The organism is Acanthopleuribacter pedis (genome assembly GCF_017377855.1).
GTDB lineage: Bacteria > Acidobacteriota > Holophagae > Acanthopleuribacterales > Acanthopleuribacteraceae > Acanthopleuribacter > Acanthopleuribacter pedis.
The window spans coordinates 1-21996 of sequence record NZ_JAFREP010000066.1 but is presented as its reverse complement, the minus strand read 5'-3'; the positions used below and the strand labels follow the sequence as shown (position 1 = coordinate 21996).

Annotated in this window: 10 protein-coding genes; 2 read left to right on the top strand and 8 right to left on the bottom strand. The window is 58.7% G+C overall.

Going from position 1 to position 21996, the window contains the following annotated elements:
* From J3U88_RS33535 to J3U88_RS33520, 4 genes are all read right to left on the bottom strand, one after another.
* The coding region (locus J3U88_RS33535) for a hypothetical protein (RefSeq protein ID WP_207863590.1) at positions 1-267 on the bottom strand (267 nt) is incomplete at its 3' end.
* A 251-nt stretch (positions 268-518) separates the two neighbouring features.
* The gene (locus J3U88_RS33530; protein ID WP_207863589.1) at positions 519-6629 is read right to left on the bottom strand and encodes an nSTAND1 domain-containing NTPase; all 6111 of its coding nucleotides are present in this window, start codon (positions 6627-6629) and stop codon (positions 519-521) included.
* A gap of 11 nt (positions 6630-6640) precedes the next feature.
* Entirely contained in the window at positions 6641-7195 is a 555-nt protein-coding gene (locus J3U88_RS33525) for an ECF-type sigma factor (protein WP_207863588.1), read from the bottom strand.
* 339 nt (positions 7196-7534) lie between these two features.
* On the bottom strand, positions 7535-8263 hold the full coding sequence (locus J3U88_RS33520) for a hypothetical protein (protein WP_207863587.1): 729 nt from the start codon (positions 8261-8263) through the stop codon (positions 7535-7537).
* Between the two features lie 759 nt (positions 8264-9022).
* Here J3U88_RS33520 and J3U88_RS33515 point away from each other — a divergent pair.
* Entirely contained in the window at positions 9023-11044 is a 2022-nt protein-coding gene (locus J3U88_RS33515; protein WP_207863586.1) for a neutral/alkaline ceramidase, read from the top strand.
* Positions 11045-11437: 393 nt separating this feature from the next.
* Here J3U88_RS33515 and J3U88_RS33510 read toward each other — a convergent pair whose 3' ends face one another.
* From J3U88_RS33510 to J3U88_RS33495, 4 genes are all read right to left on the bottom strand, one after another.
* Positions 11438-14488: a TonB-dependent receptor gene (locus J3U88_RS33510; RefSeq protein ID WP_207863585.1), complete on the bottom strand. Its 3051-nt coding sequence runs from the start codon at positions 14486-14488 to the stop codon at positions 11438-11440.
* Between the two features lie 200 nt (positions 14489-14688).
* Positions 14689-16104, bottom strand: coding sequence for an efflux transporter outer membrane subunit (locus J3U88_RS33505; protein WP_207863584.1), 1416 nt, complete (start codon positions 16102-16104; stop codon positions 14689-14691).
* Entirely contained in the window at positions 16101-19304 is a 3204-nt protein-coding gene (locus J3U88_RS33500) for an efflux RND transporter permease subunit (protein WP_207863583.1), read from the bottom strand. Before J3U88_RS33500 ends, J3U88_RS33505 begins: the two co-directional genes overlap by 4 nt.
* A gap of 53 nt (positions 19305-19357) precedes the next feature.
* The gene (locus J3U88_RS33495; protein WP_207863582.1) at positions 19358-20515 is read right to left on the bottom strand and encodes an efflux RND transporter periplasmic adaptor subunit; all 1158 of its coding nucleotides are present in this window, start codon (positions 20513-20515) and stop codon (positions 19358-19360) included.
* 807 nt (positions 20516-21322) lie between these two features.
* Here J3U88_RS33495 and J3U88_RS33490 point away from each other — a divergent pair.
* On the top strand, positions 21323-21996 hold a 674-nt coding region (locus J3U88_RS33490), incomplete at its 3' end, for a hypothetical protein (protein ID WP_207863581.1).

Below are 21996 nucleotides of genomic sequence, written 5' to 3'. Positions count from 1 at the left end.
CCGGCCGAACGGCGAAGAGGCGAGCATCAGGCAGATATATCGTGAAGATTCAAATTTTCGCGCCTGGCTACAAATCAAACCGCTAGCCCATTTTCCTATCGTTTTGGTTCTTAACTTAACGGCATTGCCCATACGGCTTTGAGTTTTAAGAACCTTGGCACTCACCAGTGTATCGCCGTAATTCTGTGTAAGCTGGTCGGCCATCAAGAAACCACTGCCGGCAACCATCCAAAAAACGCATAACAGATGTGTCAAAACTTTTTTCAAGAGACTTACTCCTAGTTGAAATAACTGCCACAAGCGACTTCACAAAAGCCCCTGAACCGATTGGTCGTCACATGAACGTCAGCCAAACTCACTTGTGACATCAAAGCAAGTCCCGTTGGCCAATTTTACCCGCCAACATTTTTTTTATTTTTTTCACTTAACGTTGTTTTTTCGTGCCGGCACGACATGTTGCTTGTAGCAGGCTGAACCCCAAAGGCTGCAGCGCATCGGTTTCATAACTTCACACACCATCAATTTTTCGCATCCAGCCAATACAACAGCGGCTCATCCGCCGAGCGGCGACGCGAAACACCCCGCCGCTCCCCTTTCGGCGCCAAGGTCAAACCGGCTTCCGGCACCAAGGTCCCACCCTCGAAGCGGTAGCCGAAGGTATGCAGGGCGTTGCGGAGCAGGCGTCGGTACTGCCGCGGCGTTCGTGATTGTTCCAAGAAAAACGCCATGCGCTCGGGATGCCAAAATCGAACCTGGGTGGACGCCACCACGCTTGCCATCGTGTTGTTTTGGGGATTGGCGACGAGGGAATTGACAATCAAGCCAGGACTTTCAAAACGGGCCAAAGGCTCATGGGTAACCGCATCCCAATAGAAAAGAACACCCTCAATGTCCACCGAGGCCAAAAAGGTTCCATCCGGGGAAAAGGCCACACCTTCTACTGAATTGCGATGCCCGGAAAGCGCGGCCGGGGGGCCATCTGAATCCATTTCCCACAAACGCACGATCTTATCACTGGCGCCGCTTGCCAAAACAGCGCCGTCCGGTGACCAGGCAACCGACGAACCAAAGCCGCGGTGACCGATGAGGGCGCGCCGAAAACAACCCTGGGCCATATCGTACAGACGGATATCCCCGTTAAAACCCATGGACGCCAACAGGCGCCCGTTCGGCGAGAAAGCAAGTTTACGTATCAGGTGGTCGTGTCCTTCCCAACGATGGCGCAGGGTCTCGCGTTTCGGGTCCCACACGGCCACGAAACCGTCACCACCCCCGGTGGCCAAAGCACCGTCGGGAGCGTAGGCCAGCGCGGTTATGCCGTCATCGTGATGCGTTTGAAAGCGGCGATGCGCGCCCCCCTCGAGCGGCCAAAGATAAACAAAGCTATCCATACCGCAGCCGGCCAGCGTGGCGCCGTCAGGGGAGAAACTCACCGCACGGACCAGGGTGTCGTGGTCATTGAAGCGGCTGACGAATCGCCCCGTATCGCCACACCACACGTAAACAGCTTGGCTGGAGGTAGAACCGGCTATAAGAACCCCGTCGGGGGAGAACGTCAAGTGGTTGATGGTTCCCGCGCCGTCCGGCTGAGTCCCCGAACGAATCCGAACCCCGGTTCGCCATAACCGAATGCGCGTGTCATAAGAGCAGGTGACCAGTCCCTGGCTGTCCGGTGTAAACGCGATAGACGTCGTATCCTGGTGATGGGCGGCAAAGCGATCGAGCCGTTTCCAAGTACGCGAATCCAACAAAATCACGGAGCCGTCATTGGCGGAGGTCGCCAAAATACGGCCGTCCGGCGAATAAACAAGGTTGTTGATCAAGGCACCGTGCCCGGTTTCTATATATCGGCTGTTCGCGGGGCCGGGCGCGTCGAAGACACCGTCGGCAAGATAGGGCGCAAGGTCCCAGATCTGCAAGGTCTCAGATCGCGTACTCCAGACCAAGCGCTTTCCCTCGGGCTGAAAGGTTAAGGAAATGTTGTTGGTGTCAATGTTCTGGAAAAAAGCCAACCGGCTAAAACGCGCCACATCCCAAATCGCCAAACTTTCGTCATTGGCAAGCGAAGCCAGCACGGCGCCGTCCGGTGAAAAAGCCAAGCGCCGCACATCATCCTGATGCGCTTCCAAAACGGCAACCGCCCGCTCTGCCGCAACGTCCCAAACACGAATCGTATGATCGGCGGAAGCGGAAGCCAACAAACGCCCGTCGGGAGAAAAAACAGCGCTGTAAACCAAGCCGGTGTGACCCGGGAGCCAACGACGCTCGCGCAAGTCGGGCTCCAGCAGCACCAGATCACCCTCGTAGGTGGTCACCGCGATGGTTTGCCCGTCCGGGCTGTAAATCGCCTTAGCCGCGCTTGCTTGGCTTAAACGCACATCGCCGAGGTTTTCGCCCGTTGCAAGATCCCACCGTTGAATCCGGTGATCACTGCCGCTGGAAAGGATTGTTCGTCCATCGGGCGAAACCGCCACCGACCAAACGACCGAGGTATGGCCGACCTGTTCGGCCAAGAGCTCGCCGTCACCGGCAAAGTGCAATTGAACACCGCGTTGGGGCAAAGACAAGGCAACCAAGCTGCCACCTGTTTGCATATCGATGTGGCGGACATCGCAGCATAGACGGCCGCCCGTGGGCACGGACACCCGCGCGGATCCGTCGGGGACGGCGCGCTGTTCGAGCACGCCGCGGCGGTCCAAACACCAAACCGAATCCTTGTCGGCCGGGGCCGCCGCCACAACGGGATCGCCGCGGGAAGGAAGGATTTCCGGCTCCGCGCGCCCATGTCTTCCCGGATCCCGCCAAAAAACGAGCGCCCCCTCATCGGTCACCCCGACCAGACCCTTGGGTAACCACACCAAATCACGACAGACCACACCCCGCGTGATCACCCGCGGTTCCGCCTCGCGCCCAACCACAATAAGATCCCCGTTCTCAGCAGCACAAGCTGCCTGGCGCCCGTTCGGCGCCAAAGCCAAGGCGTGAATCGGCGACGGCGAAACCTGTTGGGAGCGAACCACCCGCGGCTCGTCAACCCGCATCCAGTGCAACCCGGTCGAACCAACCAGTGCCACCAAGGTTCGTTCGTCGCGCGATAAGGCCAGGTGCGTCACCGGTGCTCCTTGGTCCACCGCGGCATGGTGGTCCCGTGTGCGCCAAACCCCTTTACGCCGCGTCCAAAAACGAATGCGGCGGTCCACGCCGGCCGAGATCAGTAAACTGCCGTCATGGTTCATGACCATGGCGTTAATCCCGTCAGAGTGGCCGCTTAAAACAGTGGGCAGGGCGCTATAGCGGGGTTCACCCCCGGCGACGCCGCCGGTTTCCATCACCCGAATCAGGTAATCCGCACCGGCGACGGCCAACCAGCGACCGTCGCCACTCAGGGCGGTAGCACGCGACGGAACCATGACCGGGGAGGTCCACAACAAACGTTCGGCACCGGCCATTCGCGGGTCCGCGAAGCGGCCGACGGCGCCGGGCACCGCTTCGTCGGCCGGTATTTCATTGGCAAGCGCCGCCAACGAATACAACAAAGCATGATCGGGACGGCCCTGATCGAGTGCATCACCGGCACGGGATTCGTACATACCCGACAAAATCAGGTTGGCGGTTTCACTTTGTCGTTTGGCCTCGCCCTCGGCCAACAGGGCCCCGGCCTCGGCACGGTCCGCGCGGAAAAACATGCCGAAGGCGATGGTCGCCAAGAGGAAGGCGACCCCGCCGGCGCCCAAAGCCAGGTTTTTATGGCGCATTAAGCGCAAACGAACCCCGGCCTCATGGGCCTGACGCCGTGCTTCCAGGGCCCAGGATTCGGAGACAAACTCATGCACCAAGGCGCCGACCCCGGTGTGGTCTTGGTTGATCAGGGTGTTCATTTGCAACAGCAGACCACCGCGAATGAGGTGATCGGGATCGCGGTCGGCATCGTCCCAGGCGCGCGCCTGACGGCGCAGGTTGTTGAGGTGGCGGGCGGCCTCGCGATCCTCAGCCAGCCAATCGAGAATCCGCGGCCAGCGGCGAATTAACGCCTCGTGGGCCACGTCAACCAGCTCATCGCCGCGGGCATTATCCTGGGAAGCGGTCAACAGGCGGGCGGCGGTCCAGCGATCCAACAACCGCGCCACGGTTTCGGGACAGCCGCCGATGCGCAACAATTCCTCCCGCAGGGCGGTGCGCCGGGTATTTTCCCCGACCTCGCCCACATGGATCAGGTGATGGGTAAAAATGTTGCGGAGCAGGGTTTGCGCGGGCGGGTCCAGGGCCAAAAACTCGGCCTCCGCGCGGTGTGCCAGGGCACCTTCAATCCCGCCAACCGCCTCATAGGCACCTACTGTCAAACGGCCACCCTCGCGGCGTTCATACAGTTCCAACAATGCATGTGACAGGAGCGGCAGTTTTCCGGGCGCGCCGGAAACATCGGCCAAAATGCGCGCGGTTAAGCCGGGCTGCAGATCGACCCCGACCATGCGGGCCGGCACCGTCACCGCGCGGCGTAAATCATCACTACTCATGGGTTCAAGCTGCAGCACGTGATCGAGGAGCAAGGTGTTGAGCCCTGGATACAAGGGGCAGTATCCCAAAAAGTCGGAACGCATGGTCAACACCAGCGAACAGCAACGGCGCGGATGTTCCAGGGCAAACACCAGTGCCGCGATAAAGGCCTTGGCCGCTTCCATATCCTCGGCGAGGGTGAACACCTCTTCAAATTGATCAATGACCAAATAGAGATGGGGCGTTTCTTCCCCGCATGCATCGGCCATCGCGGCATGCAGTGCTTGCGGTTGGCGCGGCAACGCGGCGGCAAGCTCGCCGCCAAGCGTTTGGCGGTCGGTGCCCCCGAGCGCGTCGGCCACGGCAAAAGCCAGGGACTCGACGGGACGTCGCCCCGGCTTGAGCAGCACCACCTTCCCCCCGATGCGCCGCAACGCGGGCACCACCCCGGCCTGAACCACCGAGGACTTGCCACTCCCCGACGGCCCCAGTACACCCATCATCGGGTGTTTGCTTAAGTAAGCCACGATCCGCTGGGTGACGGCTTCACGCCCGATAAAAAAATCGCTGTCCTGCTCGCGAAAGACTTCCAAGCCCCGGAACGGGCACAGTTCAAACCGCGCCCCCACCTCGGTTTCATCGCCGCGTAACTGCTGCGCCAAGGTCGCAATACGGTCCGACTGCATGCCCTCGTCAAAAGTGAACCAGGCAAGGCCCCGCAAAAAGCGCGGAATCGAACTTTGCCGGTTGGGAAAGGGGGTTCCCGGCAGCAGCAGCGGCAACACGCGCAACCGGTCGCTGCGAAATGCGATTAAATCGCGCCCCACCGGATCGGCGAACCAGGGCGGGTTCTGACGCCCCAAACAAACCACACACCAGCGACAGCGTCCCGCAAACTCGGCCATCCCCACGTGGCCCGCGTCACCGCCGCCATAACGAAAAACGCGCAAACCAAGTCGCGCGAGGCGGGCACCCAGCGCCAAGGCACCCGGCTCATCGTTGTGCCACAGAAACACGTCGTATTGGGTGTCGTCCTGTACCGTACCGCCTGCACCGGATAGCGAGCCGATCACCCGGTCCAAATCGGCAATCAACTGTTCGGCTTGCCGGTAACGCCGCAAGGGATCAGGCTGCAAGGCTTGCCGCAGTACGTGGCCCAAAGCCTCGGGTATCTCCTCAAAGGCGCCCTGCTCATCGTAGCCCGCGCCGGCGCCCGACTCGGCTTGACCTCGGCCCACGCCGTTCACCACCAAGCCGGTGATCATTTCCATCGGGGACGCGCCCCATTCCCGCGGTGATTCGCCCAGCAGGCATTCCAACAACACCACCGCCAGCGAATAGAGATCGGTATTTTCCTGCACGGCCCGACCGTCGCGTTGCTCGGGGGAGGCGTAAAGCGGTGTCATCGCGCCGTCGGCGGCGGTTTGTTGCAATCCGGGCGCCGGCTTCATACGACGCCGTAAAGCAGCGATTCCAAAGTCGAGTAATTTGGGAACGCCACCATGGGTCACCATCAGGTTGCCAGGTTTGATGTCACGGTGGATCACCCCTTGGGCATGGGCAAACGCCACCGCCTCGGCAAATTTCCGAAACAGGTTTAAAAGGGCGAAGAGTTCGGGTTGGTGGGTGTGGCGCCATTGATCCACCGTTTCGCCGTCGATGTATTCAATGATGATATAGGGCTGCTCGGCGTTAAGGCTACCGACATCCAGCAACGCGGCAATATAGGGATGGCGTAAATCGGCCAAAAGCTGGCGCTCGCGGCGAAACCGTTTCATTCCGGCCGAGGAGACCCGACCGGGTCGCATGACCTTAATCGAGACCTCCATCTCGATTTCATCGTCCACCCGTTTGCCCAGGAACACGGCACCCATGCCGCCGCGTCCCAGCAACCGTTCCACCCGATAGGGCCCAAATCGCTGACCGAGCAAGGCGTCTACCGCGCGTTCATCCCAATCCTGTAACAAGGGCGCGTCGGGAATCAGATCGTCGTCGTCGACCACGCCAAGCAAAGCCTCGACCTCCGCGCGCATTTCGGGCTCGTCCCCACAGGTTTGCGCCAAATAAGCGGCGCGTTCATCCGGGGACAGCGCCGAGGCGGCCTCAAAAACGGCTTGAAGGCGGTTAAAATCCAAGGCGACTCACATCAAAGCGGACGCTGTAACTCACGTGACAGCCACACGCGGCAAAACTGCCAATCGCGCTCCACGGTACGCAGGGCCTTGTCGGTCACGGTCGCAATTTCCTTCATGCTGAGCCCCAAAAACGAGCGCAGCTCCACCAACCGATGTTTTTCGGGATCCAACTGATGCAGCTTCTCCATGGCGCACTGGAGCGAAAGCAAGGCATCGGCATCCATGGGTTTACCACCCACGAGCCCTTCGTCCAGGGACACCTTGGCCTGATCGCCGCCGCGCTTCAAACGTTTCATGTCACGGGCGTATTTGTAAAGCAAGTGGCGCATGATAAGCGAGGCGCAACCAAAAAAATGAGCGCGATCATTAAATTGAAGCACCGATTTTTTGGCGAGTTCGCCGTATGCCTCATGCACCAGGTCGGTGGGTTGGAGCGTTCGATTCGGCGTGCCCTTCAGGTAATTGGCGGCAATCCGACGCAAGTCTTGGTAAACCATATCGATGACTTGGTTCAAGGCATCGGGATTCTCCGAATCGTTCAGCAGGCGCGTGATCTCACCCGACATTCAACCCTCCTCGCGTTTTCAACATCCGTCCGCTAGGCCATACGGGGTTTCGGTGGGGTAAGTTTAGAACGAAACCCACCTTGTCGTAAATTGGCAGGCGCATCGGGACGGGTCATTTGAGGGAAATCCAACCAACCCACCTTCCCAACGACAACATTTGAATCAGCGTCAGTTACCGGGATAAAGTGACAAACAGGCAAAAAAAATCCTTTCGCCTCCCAAAAAACCGCGTGGGAACGGCCGGCGGGAGCAGCGACGCGATCCCAGAAATAAACAAACGCCCTGAACCGCGTGGTCCAAGGCGTTTTTCGTCTGCCGTGAGGGCTTTCACCATGATGTTTAAAACTTGTAACCGACACCTACTTTGCCCATGAACCAGGTCTCGTTAAAGACTTCCTCGTCGGTATCCGCAACAAAACCTTGCAGCGAGGTGTAAATCGCCCACTTTTGGCTGCGACCCAAGGGGATGTCAAGCCCGATGTTCCAACCCAAGGCGGCGCTGGTTTCGCCGTCGACCCGGTAAACGCGGTAATCGCGATCATAAGGGTGATCGGCGTCGTACTCATCAATCACGCGATCAAACTCGCCAAAGTGAACAAAACCAACGCTGGGACCGGCGTGGAAATCCAAACGTGAATCGGGGGTCAGGTGGAAGTTAAAGCTAAACATGTTGGGAATCATGAAAAAGTCGTCGTCGTGGTCGGGGTAGTCACGCACAATGATTTCGCCGTCTTCATCACGAACAATACGCCAGTGCCATTGGTCGTCACTTTCACCCAAAATCGCGGTGCTGAGTTCCACACTAAAGCGACGGTTCACCCGGTAAGCGCCGTTAAAACCAATGCCGCCGGCGGTGTCCCAATCAAAAATCCCTTCATCGTCGTCATCAGAATAAGCGCCCACCCCGTACAAACGAATCAACCAACCGTCTTTTTGCCACGGCTGAACAGTGGGGGTTTGCGGGCTTTGCGGTGTTTGCGCCAAGGCGGTTTCCGTCACCGCGGCAAACAACAGACTTCCCAAAACAATCCATTTCACGGCACTCAAAACCCATACTGATGATTTCATAACTTTCTCCTTGAGGGGCGCGGACACGGGGCGTCCCGGTCGGAACGAACCTCATTCGGAACAGGCGTGGCAACCGACCGGTGTGGTGCGCGTGTTCGCGGTACGGGAGAAAAAAACCCGTGCTCAACGGCCGTTGCGCGGTAACCTGTCGCGCTTCTTGTTAGTGATTGGATCGGCGAGCCCCCGCGGTTTGTTTTGGGCGGGTGACCCATGTTCTGCCCGATCTGCTCGTAGGTGGCAGGCACAACGAATCATCCTTCGCTTTTCCCTCATTTTTTTTGAAGTTTTATGCAAGCAATTCAAAAAATTGGACTTAGATCTAGAGCATTCCCAAGCTACGACCATCGGGCGCCGAAGAGGTGATCGATATCACACTTTTCAAGCTAGACAGGGATCGCTTCTATGCCCTGACCTTGCCCATAAACATCTCTTAATATGTGCTTTAACAGAAGTCACACCAACAAGTCTGACCAGACTAACGCAACAACCTGTCACCTTTGTCACTAAACGTGATTGATTGTCACGTAAAGAGTTTGTAAAGTAGACTTGCTTCCTCAATAACACTTTTTCTTACCCCAGTCGGTTTTCACACCGGGCTTTCTTTGCATGCCCTAACATCCGGCCGCCCTCCGCTTTCCACCTCTCTCACCTCTGGCTGCGCCACCTGTTTATTGGGCGCCCGGTGAGTTTGTACCTGCCGTTTCTTTCGCTAAGGCGGGGTGGCACCGCTTGGGGTCCCGTTTCCAAAAGGAGAGAACCATGAATGCTCTGCAAGGGCGCCGCCCGTTGCGGCCGGCCCGCCTATGTCTTCTGTTGCTCTGTCTCACCCCGCTTTTCGCCAACGACCAACCCTTCCTCGTCGGTCGCGGCATGGCCGATATCACCGGCACCGCGGCAGAGGTCGGCATGATGGGTTACGTCAGTACCGAACAAAAAGTCTCCGGCATCCACCTGCGTCTGTTCTCACGCGCCTTTATTGTGGTCGACCCCGCCACCGACAAACGCGTGGTTTTTGTCAGTGCCGACCAAGCCATGATTTTTCAATCCATCCAACAAGGGGTTTTGGCCGAACTGGCGGGTCGCTTTAACGGGATCTACCATGTCGGCAACGTCATCCTCAGCGCCACCCACACCCACGCGGCCCCCGGCGGCGCCTCTCACTACGCGGCACCCAACCTCACCACCTACGGGTTCATTGAACAAAACTACCGCGCCGCGGTAGACGGCATCGTCCGTTCCATCGAACGCGCCCACCATGATTTAAAGCCGGGAAACATTTACGTCAACCAAGGCGATGTGCTCGGTGGCGGCGTCAACCGTTCCGCTGATGCCTACCAACGCAACCCCGCGGAGGAACGCGCCCGTTACGACGGCGATACCGACAAAAACATGGTGTTGCTGCGTTTTGAACAAGAAGGTTTCCCGGTGGCGGCGCTCAACTGGTTCGCCGTTCACCCGGTTTCCATGAACAGCAGCAACCCCTTAATCAGCGGTGACAACAAAGGTTACGCCGCCTATCGGTTCGAAAGGGCGATGGGAAATAGTTATCGCAACAATAACAACTTCATTTCGGCCTTTGCCCAAACCAACTCAGGCGACATCACGCCCAACCTCAATCTCGATGGGACGGGACCCACCAACGACGAATTCGACAACACCGAAATCATCGGTGAGCGCCAATTTGAAACGGCCTGGGACCTGTTCCACGCGGCCGAAAATCCCATCGGTTCCGGGGTCGATTACCGTCAAACCCACGTGGATATGAGCCGTGTCACCGTGGACGGCGCCTTTACCGGCGCGGGACAACAACAAACCTGTGCCGCGTCCTTCGGCTACGCCATGGCGGCCGGCACCGAGGACGGCCGCGGTCCGGTTGACTGGTTTTACGAGGGCCAGCTCGAGGGCAATATCTTTATCGACGCGCTCACCGGCATGCTGGCCCGACCCGACGAAGCGCTGTGTAGCTGTCAGGCGCCCAAACCCATTTTGTTGGCCACCGGCATCACCAACCCCTACCCCTGGACCCCCGACGTTTTGCCGATCAGCATTCACCGTATCGGTCGCCTCGCCATCGTGGCTATGCCCACCGAAATCACCACCATGGCCGGACGCCGCGTACGGGAAACCGTTCAACACGCGCTGGCGGGCCTGGTCGATACCGTGGTCATCGCCGCTTTATCCGGCGCCTACGCCAACTACTGCGTCACCCCGGAAGAATACGAGGCGCAAAATTACGAGGGCGGTTCGACCCTGTTCGGCAAATGGACCTTGCCCGCCTACCAACAAGAACTGGCCAAGCTGGCCGTGGCCATGCGCGGGGGTCAGGCGGTGCCGGCCGGACCGACCCCGCGCGATTTGAGCGAAGCCCAACTGACCTTCCAAACCGGCGTGGTTTTGGACAACACCCCCATTTTCAAAGATTTCGGGGATGTGGACAAACAACCCAACCGCCGCTACCGCACCGGCGAAACGGTGGAGGCCCACTTCTGGACCGGTCATCCCAAAAATAACCTCAACAGTGAGGCCGGCTTCTTCGAGGTGCAGCGCAAACAAAACGGAAGCTGGGTCACCCTTTATACCGATGCCGATTGGGACACGGTTTACCGCTGGAAACGCAAGGACGCGGTGTGGGGAACTTCCCTGGCCAAATGTTACCTCACGGTCACCAACACCACGCCGCGTGGCAGCTACCGCATCGTCCACCACGGCCATTACAAAAACGGTTGGAATGGGCGCATCTACAGCTTCAGCGGAACCTCCCGTACCTTCGAAATTGAATAGACGTCCCCCGCCCGTTTGATTTGCGTGACAAGCGGGCCGGGGATGCTCATGGTGAAGCCGAGCACGGTAACCCAAGCCGCGCTCGGCCTTTTTTTTGGGTCGCATCTTGTTGGGTGGTGCTCTTTACGCAAGGCCGGTTTGCGGTTCCCGCGAGGAACGCCTTGAAAACCCACCCGTTGTCCCACGAAACGCGGTCATTCCGAACGCCATCCGGCCTAACGGCCGCGGGCCGGTACGCGTTCAGCGAGGGCATTTTTCTTCTCAAAAACCTTCTTGTTGTGAAAGGCTTTTGAGAAGAAAAATGCTGTTGGGATTTAGGTTGACGTTTCACCGGGCGTTGCCGGCTGATCACCTTCACACGCGTCGGATGGTCTTTAGTTCGTTCACCATGGGTTAAAACCGGGTTTTTAAACCGAGTTGCATCTGGCGCGGCGTGCCCGTCCCGGCCTGGACCGTGCCGTCGAAGTTAAAGATCAGGTTGGTCACCGAGGGGGCCAACAGGTTTTTGCTGTTGGCCGCGTTAAAGACCTCGAATACCGCCTCCAAGGTCACCCGATCATTCAACTGGAAGTTGCGCGAAATGCGCAGGTCGATGGTGCTGAATTGGTTGTCCTTGCGGCCCGTATTGCGGGGGAAGATGCTGCCGTCGGCGTTGATGCGGTCTTGCGGCGTATTGGCGGGCGTCCCGTCTTCGGTCAGAGACAAGGGCTGCGCGGAACGGTAGTTAAACCGCATGTTGACGTTAAACGCGTAGGGCGCCTGCCACAAGATCCAGGTTGAGAAGCGATGCCGTTGATCCCGGTCCGAATAACCCCACTCGGCTTCTAAATCGGTAATGCGTGCATAGCGGAAACTAAAGGGATCGCGTTCGTTGTCGTCGTGGGATTTATCCTTGGCATAGGTGTAGTGCCCCTGTACCAACAGCCGATCACTGAACAACTTGTTAAACCCAAGGGTGAAGCCGGTATAAACCGATTCGCCGCCTGATTCCACCACGGTCAGGTTACCGATCCCGTTTTGGCCGTCCTCGCCCAGTCCGGTCGACCACGGCGAACCCAACAAGGGATCGTTGAGATTGAGGAAGCGCGTTTGGTTCCGTCCTTTGATGTGGGTGACCTTCACATAAGCCGAGGTTTGCGGGAAAATCTCGCGTTCGTAAGTGATGGAGAACTGGTCGGAACGGGGATTGCGGAAGTTTTTGTCGTATACGGTCACGTCGGGTCGGAACGGGGTCGCGTTGCTATCCACCGCCAAGATGTCGGGATACGCCGGCGGCGGTCCCAGGACCGGGGTGAGTTCGCTGTTGCGGAAGATCGATTGACCCACGCTGCCGTTGGTATTGCGCGTGCCCGCCACGGCCAAGCCGGGGATACGCGCGTAGTAGATGCCCGCGCTCATCCGCAACACTTCTTTGCCTTTGCCGCCGGGATCCCAGGTGAAACCAATCCGGGGTTGCCACATTTGGTCGTCCGAGGGAATGGTTCCATCGGAGGGAAACGCCATCCCGTTGCGGGTGGTGCCGATGAAATCCGCAAAAAAGACCTCATTCGGCGGCGTGATCGGGTCGGGTTGCTCCTGCATCTCCCAGCGCAGGCCCACATTAAGGCTCATATTGGGTGCCAAATCCCATTTGTCCTGAATGAAAAACGCCGGTTCCACCACATCAATCGTTTGGGTGCCCGCCTCTTCCACGGTGCGCCCGCCGAGCCCGGCCTGCTGCAGGTACAAAAGAACCGGCCCGGTGATATCCGTTCCCTCGGGACAAACCCCGTCAAAAGAAGCGGATCCATCGGAACACTCGACATAACTGGGATTGGCCGCATAGTTAAAGAATCCGTCGGTCGAACTGAAGATCCAACGCCCGTTGGCAAAACCCACAAAGGTCTGGGTGGCCTCGGTGATGTTGGCCTCCACGCCGATTTTGATCAAATGGTTGCCCGCGATAATCGAAAGGTTGTTGTTAATTTGCAGACGGGTGTCGTGGTATTCGACCGGAATGAAAAACGGCATGCCGAAGCGGTAGCCACGCCCAAAATCAAAAGCCGTGTCCGGCAACGGCCGGTTTTGGCCGGCCAGGTTGGGACCATTGTAGGAACGCGGTCGATCCTCACGGGAGTATTGGAAGCGCAACTCGTTGATCAGGCTCCCGGTCAACACCGAATTAAGCTGACCACTGAACGACCAGGTATCGGCCACCTCAACCGCGTTGGCACTGCGTCCCCACGAATCGACGTCAAAGGTGCCGTTCTCTTGTTCCGAACCACTGTCGGTAAACCGGAAGGTCAGCAAATTGCTTTGGTTCACATTCCAATCGAACTTGGCCAAAAAGGCGTGGGCGTTGTTGGTGCGGGTGATCGGCGCGTTTTCATCCGGGTACCCCAAATCGCGGAAAAAAGAGACCACGCGGTCCTCAATCCGCGCGCTGTCCAGTTGTTTGGTAGAGTCCGCTTCCTGGAGATCGAAAGATACAAAGAAAAAGGCTTTGTCTTTCACAATCGGGCCGCCCAGGGTGAAGCCCACCTGGTTTTGCGAGAAAGGGAACTTTTCGGCCAAGCTGCCGTCCGGGTTTTCCGCCTTGGCATTGAGTTCGTCGTCACGCAGGAAGAAGTGGCCCGAACCCTTGAGTTGGTTGGTACCGCTTTTGGTAATGACGTTGATGAAACCGGAGGAGGAACGCCCAAACTCGGCGGGCGCACCGTCGCCGACCACCACCACTTCTTGAACCGCGTCGAGGTTAAACGTGAAGGGCGCGCGTTGGCCGCCGCGCTGTTCGCCAAAAAAGGGGTTGTTGAAATCGGCCCCGTCGACGGACACGTTGTTGTTGATCCCCTTCTGGCCATTCACCGAAATCACCGCGCCGTCCGGGCCTTGGGCGATGGTGACGCCGGGTGTGAGCAGCGAGAAGTCGAGGAAGTTACGCCCGTTGTTGGGCAAGCCCTGAACCTCTTCCTCACTTAGAGAGACCGAACTCTCGACCCGCGCCGTTTCAACCACCTGCTGAAAATCGCCGGCCGCGACCGTAATCGATTCGATAATCTCGGCCCGTTCTTCCGCCGCCTCCGCCGACAATTCGTCAAGCTGGCTGAAAAGATCGGCAATCTCCTGGTTCTCAATGGGTTTCATCTCAATTTTGACAACCACGGTTTTACCCACCGAGACATTGAGGCCGTCCTGCTGGGAGATGTAGAAACCCTCTTTGTTGCCGCGCACGCGGTAAGGGCCCAAGGGCAGCAGCAAGCCGCGGAAACGGCCGCGCGCATCGCTGTTCACGTTTTTGGTGTAATTGGTGGCCTTGTTGATCATTTCGATTTGGACAGCCGGAATCGGACTGCCGGTTTCATCGACCACGGTACCTTCGATGATGCCCGTGGTCGCTTGAGATTGCGCCACCGCCGGCAACAAAGCGAGCAGACCCATAGCGAGCGCCGCGAGGACCAAACGCATGTCATCCCCCTAGAAAGAGTTATCTTTTGCTTTTAACAGCGCTATCGGTCATAAAGCGAAAAACTTGATTTCGGTATCAGTCTTTATTTAGAGAAGCCGCTATTCTTCCAAGGATCAGAAGGGAAGCCGGCAAAGCCGGGAATTTCTTCGAGGGCGCTCGCTCAGGATACGGGGTCCTCACTCAAAAAATGAGCGGCGGGTTAAGGTGTTACAGCGCCACCCAGCGCGTAATACACCGCAATGAGTTGGTTGGCCGCCGCGATTTCACTCACCGCCAAACTGGATTCGGTTTCCAACAAGGTACGTTCCGCGTCGAGCACGTCCAGGTAGCTGTCGATACCCGCCTCAAAGCGGACCCGCGCCAGCTCAACCGTTTTTGCCGCGGATTGACCAGCCAGCACCAACTGACGCCGCCGCTCCTCTTCCCTGCTGAATGCAGCCAGGGCGTTGTCGAGTTCTTCCAAGGCAGCCAAGACCTGTTGCTGGTAGGCCGCGACCTGTTCGCGAACACGCGCATCCGCGGCGGATAGCTCCGCTTTCTGCCGGTGGCGGTCCAAGAATGACCAATCGACCACCGGACCGATGGCATAGTTAAAGGCCTCACTGGTGAACAGGTTGGAAAACGAGCCGGACAAGAACCCAAGCGAGCCGATCACGGATACGCGGGGAAACAAATCGGTGGCTTCCAAATTGTATTGTGCGGTGGCCTGAAGCACCCGCTGCTGCGCCTGGCGCAAGTCGGGGCGTCGTTGCAGCAAGCCGGCGACATCACCCAAGCCAACCTGTTCCGGCAAGGACGGCAGTGCCCGCGGTTTGCCCAAATCGGCCCGCAGTTGGGCGGACGGTTGCGCCGTCAACACCGCCAAACGATGAACGGCGCGGGCCAGATCGGCCTGGATCGGCGGAATCGAGGCTTGGGTCGTGCGTAGCAAGGTCTCCGCCCGGGCCACATCCAAATCGGTGCCGCGCCCACCCTCGCTCAAGGCTTGCGTCAATTCAACGCTTTCTTTTTGGTTGGCGAGGTTGCGTTCGGCCACATCGAGCCGGTACTGCGCGCCGCGCAAGTCCATGTAGGCGCGCCCCACCTCGGCCGCAACACTGATTCGCACCGCGTCCAGGTCCGCCTCGGACCAAGCGGCCTCGGTCTCGGCCACCGCGATGCGTTGCTTGATACGACCGAGGATGTCCAACTCCCAGGCGATATTGGCGGCTAAGTTAAAACGGTTGCCGTCTTGCGCCGCCACGGGACCCACCAATTCCTCACTGGCGCGCTCACGAGAATAACCGGCCTGACTGGTCACGGTGGGATATCGGTCGTAACCCCGCGCCTTGAGCAACGCGGTGTTGCGGTCCAAACGCGCCACCGCCTGCACCACGTCGAGGTTGTGGGCCAGCGCCCGTTCCACCAGCGCCGTGAGTTGTGGATCGTTAAACCGACCCCACCAACCCGTCACCACCGAGGCGTCGGCAAAGCGGTTGTCTTTTTCAGCCAAAAATGTCTGGGCCGTCGCTTCAGGCGGCTCGGCGTCTTGCAACGGCCGCACCGGCGCACAATGGAAACTGCCGAACAGCGCCGCGGCCACCGCCGCACGTTTCAAAATCGGGTAAGGTCTCATGCTTCGTCCTCGTTCTTGGCAGCATCCGCCGATGGGGTGCCGGTCTCTTTGGGAACGCCGGTCCGCACAAACAGCGGCGTCCGCGTGATCGTGTAGAACACCGGGGTTAACAACAAACCAAAAAAGGTCACGCCGATCATGCCGCTGAACACGGCCAGCCCCATGGCGCGCCGCATTTCCCAACCCGCCCCGGTCGCAAACACCAGCGGCAACACGCCGAGGATGAAAGCCATCGAGGTCATCAGGATCGGACGCAGGCGCAGACGCGCCGCTTCGACCGCGGCTTTGAACCGGTCCATGCCGCTTTCTTCCTGTTGCTTGGCGAATTCGACAATCAGGATCGCGTTTTTACTGGCCAGGCCGATCAACACAACAAAACCGATCTGGGTCAGGATGTTGTTGTCGTAACCGGCCATCACCACGCCGGAAATCGCGGAAAGCAAGCCCATGGGAACAATAAGGATCACCGCCAAGGGCAGCGACCAACTTTCGTACTGGGCCGCCAAGAGCAGGAACACAAAAACCACCGCGAGCAGGAACACCAAACCGGCCGTATTACCCGCGCGTTTTTGCTGAAAAGCCAGGTCCGTCCACTCGAAGGAAAAACCTTCCGGCAAGACTTGGGCGGCGAGGTTTTCCATCGTGTCAAGCGTTTCGCCCGTACTGAAACCGGGCGTGATGTTGCCGGACAAAGCCGCCGTGTTGAACAGGTTAAAACGCGGCACGCGTGAGGGTCCGAAATGGTTTTCCAAATTGGCGACCGCGCCAATCGAAACCATCTCGCCGTCGCCGTTGGGCACCTTCAGGCGCAGAATGTCATCCGGGCTCAGGCGCTGCTGCGCCTCGGCTTGGGCCACCACGCGATAGGTGCGACCCAACATGTTGAAATCATTGATGTAGGACGATCCCATGAACACGCTGAGGGTGTTGAGCAATTCACCGATATCGACGCCGAGCCGGCGCGCCCGTTCGCGGTCGATATCCATAAAGACCTGCGGGGTTTGGGTTTCAAAGGTCGTAAACGCCATCGCCACCGAGGGATCGGCCATGGCCGCGCCCGCCAGCGACCAGGTCGCGTTGAGCAAAGCGTCGTGACCGTGGCCCGCGCGATCCTGAATCATCATGGTGAAACCGCCGCTGTTGCCGATGCCCTGCACCGGCGGCGGAGGAATGACAATAATAAATGCTTCTTGAATTTGGGATAAGGCCCCGTTGAGTTGCCCCAACAAACCGTTGTAGGTCACACCTTTGGCGACCCGTGTCGGGTAGTCGTCGAGCGCGATAAAAATCGCCGCCGCGTTGGAAGCACTGGTAAAGGTCGCCCCGGAGAAACCACCGAAGGCAACCATGTTCTTCACGCCGGGAATCTGACCCATGGTGTTAATGCAATCGCGCACCACCGCGTCGGTCCGTTCTAAGGAGGCACCCGGCGGCAATTGAATGGCGGTGATGAAGTAACCCTGGTCCTGATCGGGGATAAAGCCACTGGGCGTTTTTTGGAATTGGTAATAGGTCAGCGCGATCAGCCCCGCGTACACCAACATCGCCAACACCCCCAAACGCACCAGGCGTTTCACCAAACGCGCGTATTTGCCCGTCGCCCAATCAAGCACCGCCTCGAAGGTATCGAACAAAAACTGAACCGGCTTCTGCCAAATCGGCACTTTTTTGTCGGGGTCGTGGGCGCGCAGTAGGATCGCCGCCAGTGCCGGCGACAGGGTCAGCGAGACAAACCCGGAGATCACGGTCGAAACCGTGATGGTAACCGCGAAGGCCCGGTAAAACTGACCGGAAATACCCGAGATAAACGCCGACGGCAGGAAAACCGCAACCAGCACCAGCGCCATCGCGACCAGGGCAATGCCCACCTCGTCCATACTCTTGTGAACGGCTTCACGCGGCGGCAAACCCCTGGCCAAGTTGCGTTCCACGTTTTCGACCACGACGATGGCGTCGTCGACCACGATCCCAATCGCCAACACCAAACCAAACAAGGTCAAGGTATTCAGCGAGTAACCCAAGGCGGACAGCACCGCGAAGGTCCCGATCAAACTCACGGGAATCGCGGCAATGGGAATAATCGCGGCGCGCCAGGATTGCAGAAACAGCAGCACCACCAGGACCACCAGGATCAGCGCTTCCAGCAGGGTGCGGTACACCTCGCTGATGGACTCCGCCACATAATCCGTGGGGTTGTACACGATGTCGTAGGCCATGCCCGGCGGGAAACTGTCTTTGAATTCTTCCATCGCGGCGATCACCGCATCCGAGGTAGCCAAGGCATTGGTACCCGGCCGTTGGAAAATCGCCAGCGCAATCGCCGGATCCTTGTTGAGGTAGCTGCGGGTCGCGTAGGTCTGCGCACCCAATTCAATGCGCGCGATGTCTTTGAGTTGCACCAACCGCGCCGGGCGTCCGTCCTTGGCCGGCTCCTGTTTGATGACAATCTCGCCAAATTCGGCTTCGGTCTCAAAGCGGCCCTGGGTCTGCACGCTCAGTTCAAAGGCGCTCGCGGTGGGCTGCGGCTGCTGGTTCAAGGTACCGGCCGCGACCTGCACGTTCTGCTGCCGCAGCGCAGTGACCACCTCGCCCGCGCTTAAACCACGGGCCGCGGTCAGGTCGGGATCCAACCAGATCCGCATCGCATAATCGGCGCCGCCAAACACCAGAATCGAACCGATCCCCTCGATCCGCGCCAAGGCGTCGCGAATGCGCAAGGTCGCATAGTTGGAGATGTACAGCGGGTCGAGGCTTCCGTCCGGCGACAACAGGTGAACAACCATCATCAGGTTCGGTGAGTTTTTGGCCGTCACAATCCCGTTACGGCGCACCTCCTCAGGCAAACGCGGCTCCGCGATGGCGACCCGGTTTTGCACCAAAACCTGGGCTTCCTCCAGATCCGTGCCCAACTCGAAGGTGATGGTCAACTGCATCTGGCCGTCGTTGGTCGATTGGGACAACATGTACAACATGTTCTCGACACCGTTGATCTCTTGCTCCAACACGGTCGCCACCGTTTTGGAAACGGTTTCCGCGCCCGCGCCGGGATAATTCGCCGAAACCACAATCGTCGGCGGCGCGATGTCCGGCATTTGGCTGACCGGCAAGGTCTGGTAAGCAATCGAACCGACCAACATAATGATGACCGACAACACGGTGGCAAAAATCGGACGGTCGGCAAAAACATGGGTAAACTTCATGGTGAGTCCCTCTTTAAGACACGGGCGTAACAGACGAATCTAGGTGGGTTGGCTTAGCCTTGCGGTCCGGCAGGCGCGGTGGGAACCTCAATCGTTCCCTCCTCAACATTCACCGGCATGCCGGGGCGAATCTTTGCCAAACCATTAATAATGAGGGTTTCTCCAGGATTCAGACCCTTGGTAATGACCCGCAAACCGTTGCTCTGGAGCGGCCCCAACTCAACCGGACGCGGCTGAACCGTGCCGTCCTCGCCAATCATGTACACCAACTTTTGTGTCAAAAACGAGGCAACCGCGGTGTCGGGAATCAAGAGCACCGTGCCGGGGCGCCCCATGGGTACGCGCGCGCGGCCGAAGGCGCCGGGCTGCAACGCGTAATCGCGGTTGGCGAAGCGGGCGCGCGTCAGCAAGGTCCCGGTAGCCGCGTCGATTTCGTTATCGACAAAATCAATCACGCCCTCATGGTTGTAGGTGTCTTCGGCCAAGAGTTTTACGGCAACCGCCACACCCAAGGCTTGGTTGCCCTGCCGCGTGATGCGCGCGACTTCCTGTTCACTGGCTTCAATGTAAAAGTGGAGCGGGTCCAAGGCGACCACGGTCGTGAGCAAGGTGGAACCGGCCGCTTGGCCGCTGATCAGGTTGCCCACATCCACCAAGGTTTCGCTGACACGGCCGGTAATCGGCGCGCGCACCTCGGTAAAGGTCATATCCAGCTTCGCTTCTTCCAGCCGCGCCTCAAGCGAAAGAATCGCGGCCGCGGCCGTATCGCGCTCTTCAATGCGCCGGTCCAGTTCTTCAACGGAAACGGCACGCCGATCCCGCAGGGATTCAACGCGTTTTAATTCTTTTTCGGCCAAACGCAAACGGGTGCGCGCCTGGGTTAAATCGGCCTCGGCGCCGGCCAAGACCAGCTTGAAGGGGCGCTGATCGATCTCAAAAAGCAGGTCGCCCTCGTTGACTATTTGGCCGTCTTCAAAGGCAATGCGGGTCAGGTACCCGTCGACGCGCGCGCGGATTTCCACGCGTTTGCTCGCCTGGAAACGTCCGGTAAATTCGGCATACTGGGTGAGTTCCTGTTGCAGGGCGGCGGCAACCGTTACCGTGGGCGGCGGCGGCATCATGCCGGCGGCGGGATCGGGCTGTTGGCAGGCCGAAACCAACAAGGCAACGGTCAAAAAACACAAAACACGGCGAGACCAAACATCCATCATCAACAACCTCTTAGGCCGCGGGCACCGGCGCGGCAACCCACAATTTTGGGGAAAAACGACCCGATCCGGCGGTCAAACTGCAAATCGGTTGCGTCAAAGGCACGTTTTCCCAAGTTGCCTATTCTAGACGGATGACGTCTTCCCACCAACCGCAAATCCTGTTCTTACAGCAAGGAAGCCGAGAACGAAGGCACGAACGAAATTCGCGCGCCGGCACGGTTTTTTTTCACACACAGGGATAAATCGTTTTTCCCAAGCTTGCCGACCGTTCTTTTCGAGCCGCCATAGAAATGCAGGGGCACCCATCACGCGTCTCCTGCGCCGACCCACCTTGTTCCAACCGGGTTCCCAATACTTTGACTTGCCGGCGCAGCTTCGCGCTTTAACCTAAGAGGCGCTGAAGCGAGGTATTTCCGCTAAAGATCTGGAGCGAAATGGCTTGGAAAAATAAGGACCGGGGTCCCGCACGACCGCACCCGCTGGGTGCGGTGAGCATTTTTACAGGCCGTTCCAGTCCACAGGTTTTGCTAAAATCATCGCGTCAGCGCTTCTTAGGTTAAATCACGCAAAAAGTAACCAACACAAAACAGATATCCTCTACCAAAAAAGAAAACAACACAAAACACGGATTATCCTTTAAAATACGAGACCAACCCAAACCCCTGTTAAAACCGAATATCGCACACCCCAAACCGAACGGCGTCGCCCTGTTTTGCACTTCTTCACTAACTTTGTTGCGGCACCTGCTTGGGGCGTCCTCTCTTTAACCGGGCGACGGCTCATTTTTTAAACTGTAGGTGTGTTGTCATGATTCGGTCCTTCTTTGTTTGGCTTGCCTTGGCTTGTGCCGTCTGCTTCGCCCAAGAGCCTCCTTCCGTCCTACTTGACCCCTTGCCTGAATTCACCCGCGAGGAAACCGTCACCCTTTCCGGGACCGTAACACCCGCCGCTAGTAAACTGACGCTTGGGTCGCTGGCCGTCACCGTCAACCCCGACGGCACCTTTTCACACACGCTCGCGCTGAACGACGGTTTTAACAGCTTCTTTTTAGCCGCCACCCATGGCGATGATCCACCGTTTCAACGCGGTTTGACCCTCACCCGCGACACGCAACCACCCACCTTGACCCTCACCGGCGTTTCCGACAGCGCGCGGGTCAACCGCACCCCCTACACCCTCGTCGGGCGGGTCGCCGACGACCACGACGACCGGCTCAGCCTCACCCGCGACGGCAACCCCGTCGTGCTGGAAAACGGTGCCTTCCGCGACCCCGACCTCGCCCTACAACCCGGTGACAACCGCTTCACCTATCTGGTCACCGACCGCGCCGGCAACAGCGCCGAACAAAGCATCACCCTCTCTTTTAACGACCAGCCGCCGCAACCCGCGATCACCGCCCCCGACCACCTTGCCGCCGGCGACAACTTCACTTTCGCCGTCTCCTTCGCCCAGCCCGAACAGATCGCCGCCTACCGCGTCAG

Excerpts from the sequence above, each read along its gene's own strand:
- J3U88_RS33515 (WP_207863586.1), top strand. The coding sequence starts at position 9,023 with ATGAATGCTCTGCAAGGGCGCCGCCCGTTGCGGCCGGCCCGCCTATGT.
- J3U88_RS33495 (WP_207863582.1), bottom strand. The coding sequence starts at position 20,515 with ATGATGGATGTTTGGTCTCGCCGTGTTTTGTGTTTTTTGACCGTTGCC.
- J3U88_RS33510 (WP_207863585.1), bottom strand. The coding sequence starts at position 14,488 with ATGCGTTTGGTCCTCGCGGCGCTCGCTATGGGTCTGCTCGCTTTGTTG.
- J3U88_RS33505 (WP_207863584.1), bottom strand. The coding sequence starts at position 16,104 with ATGAGACCTTACCCGATTTTGAAACGTGCGGCGGTGGCCGCGGCGCTG.
- J3U88_RS33525 (WP_207863588.1), bottom strand. The coding sequence starts at position 7,195 with ATGTCGGGTGAGATCACGCGCCTGCTGAACGATTCGGAGAATCCCGAT.
- J3U88_RS33500 (WP_207863583.1), bottom strand. The coding sequence starts at position 19,304 with ATGAAGTTTACCCATGTTTTTGCCGACCGTCCGATTTTTGCCACCGTG.
- J3U88_RS33520 (WP_207863587.1), bottom strand. The coding sequence starts at position 8,263 with ATGAAATCATCAGTATGGGTTTTGAGTGCCGTGAAATGGATTGTTTTG.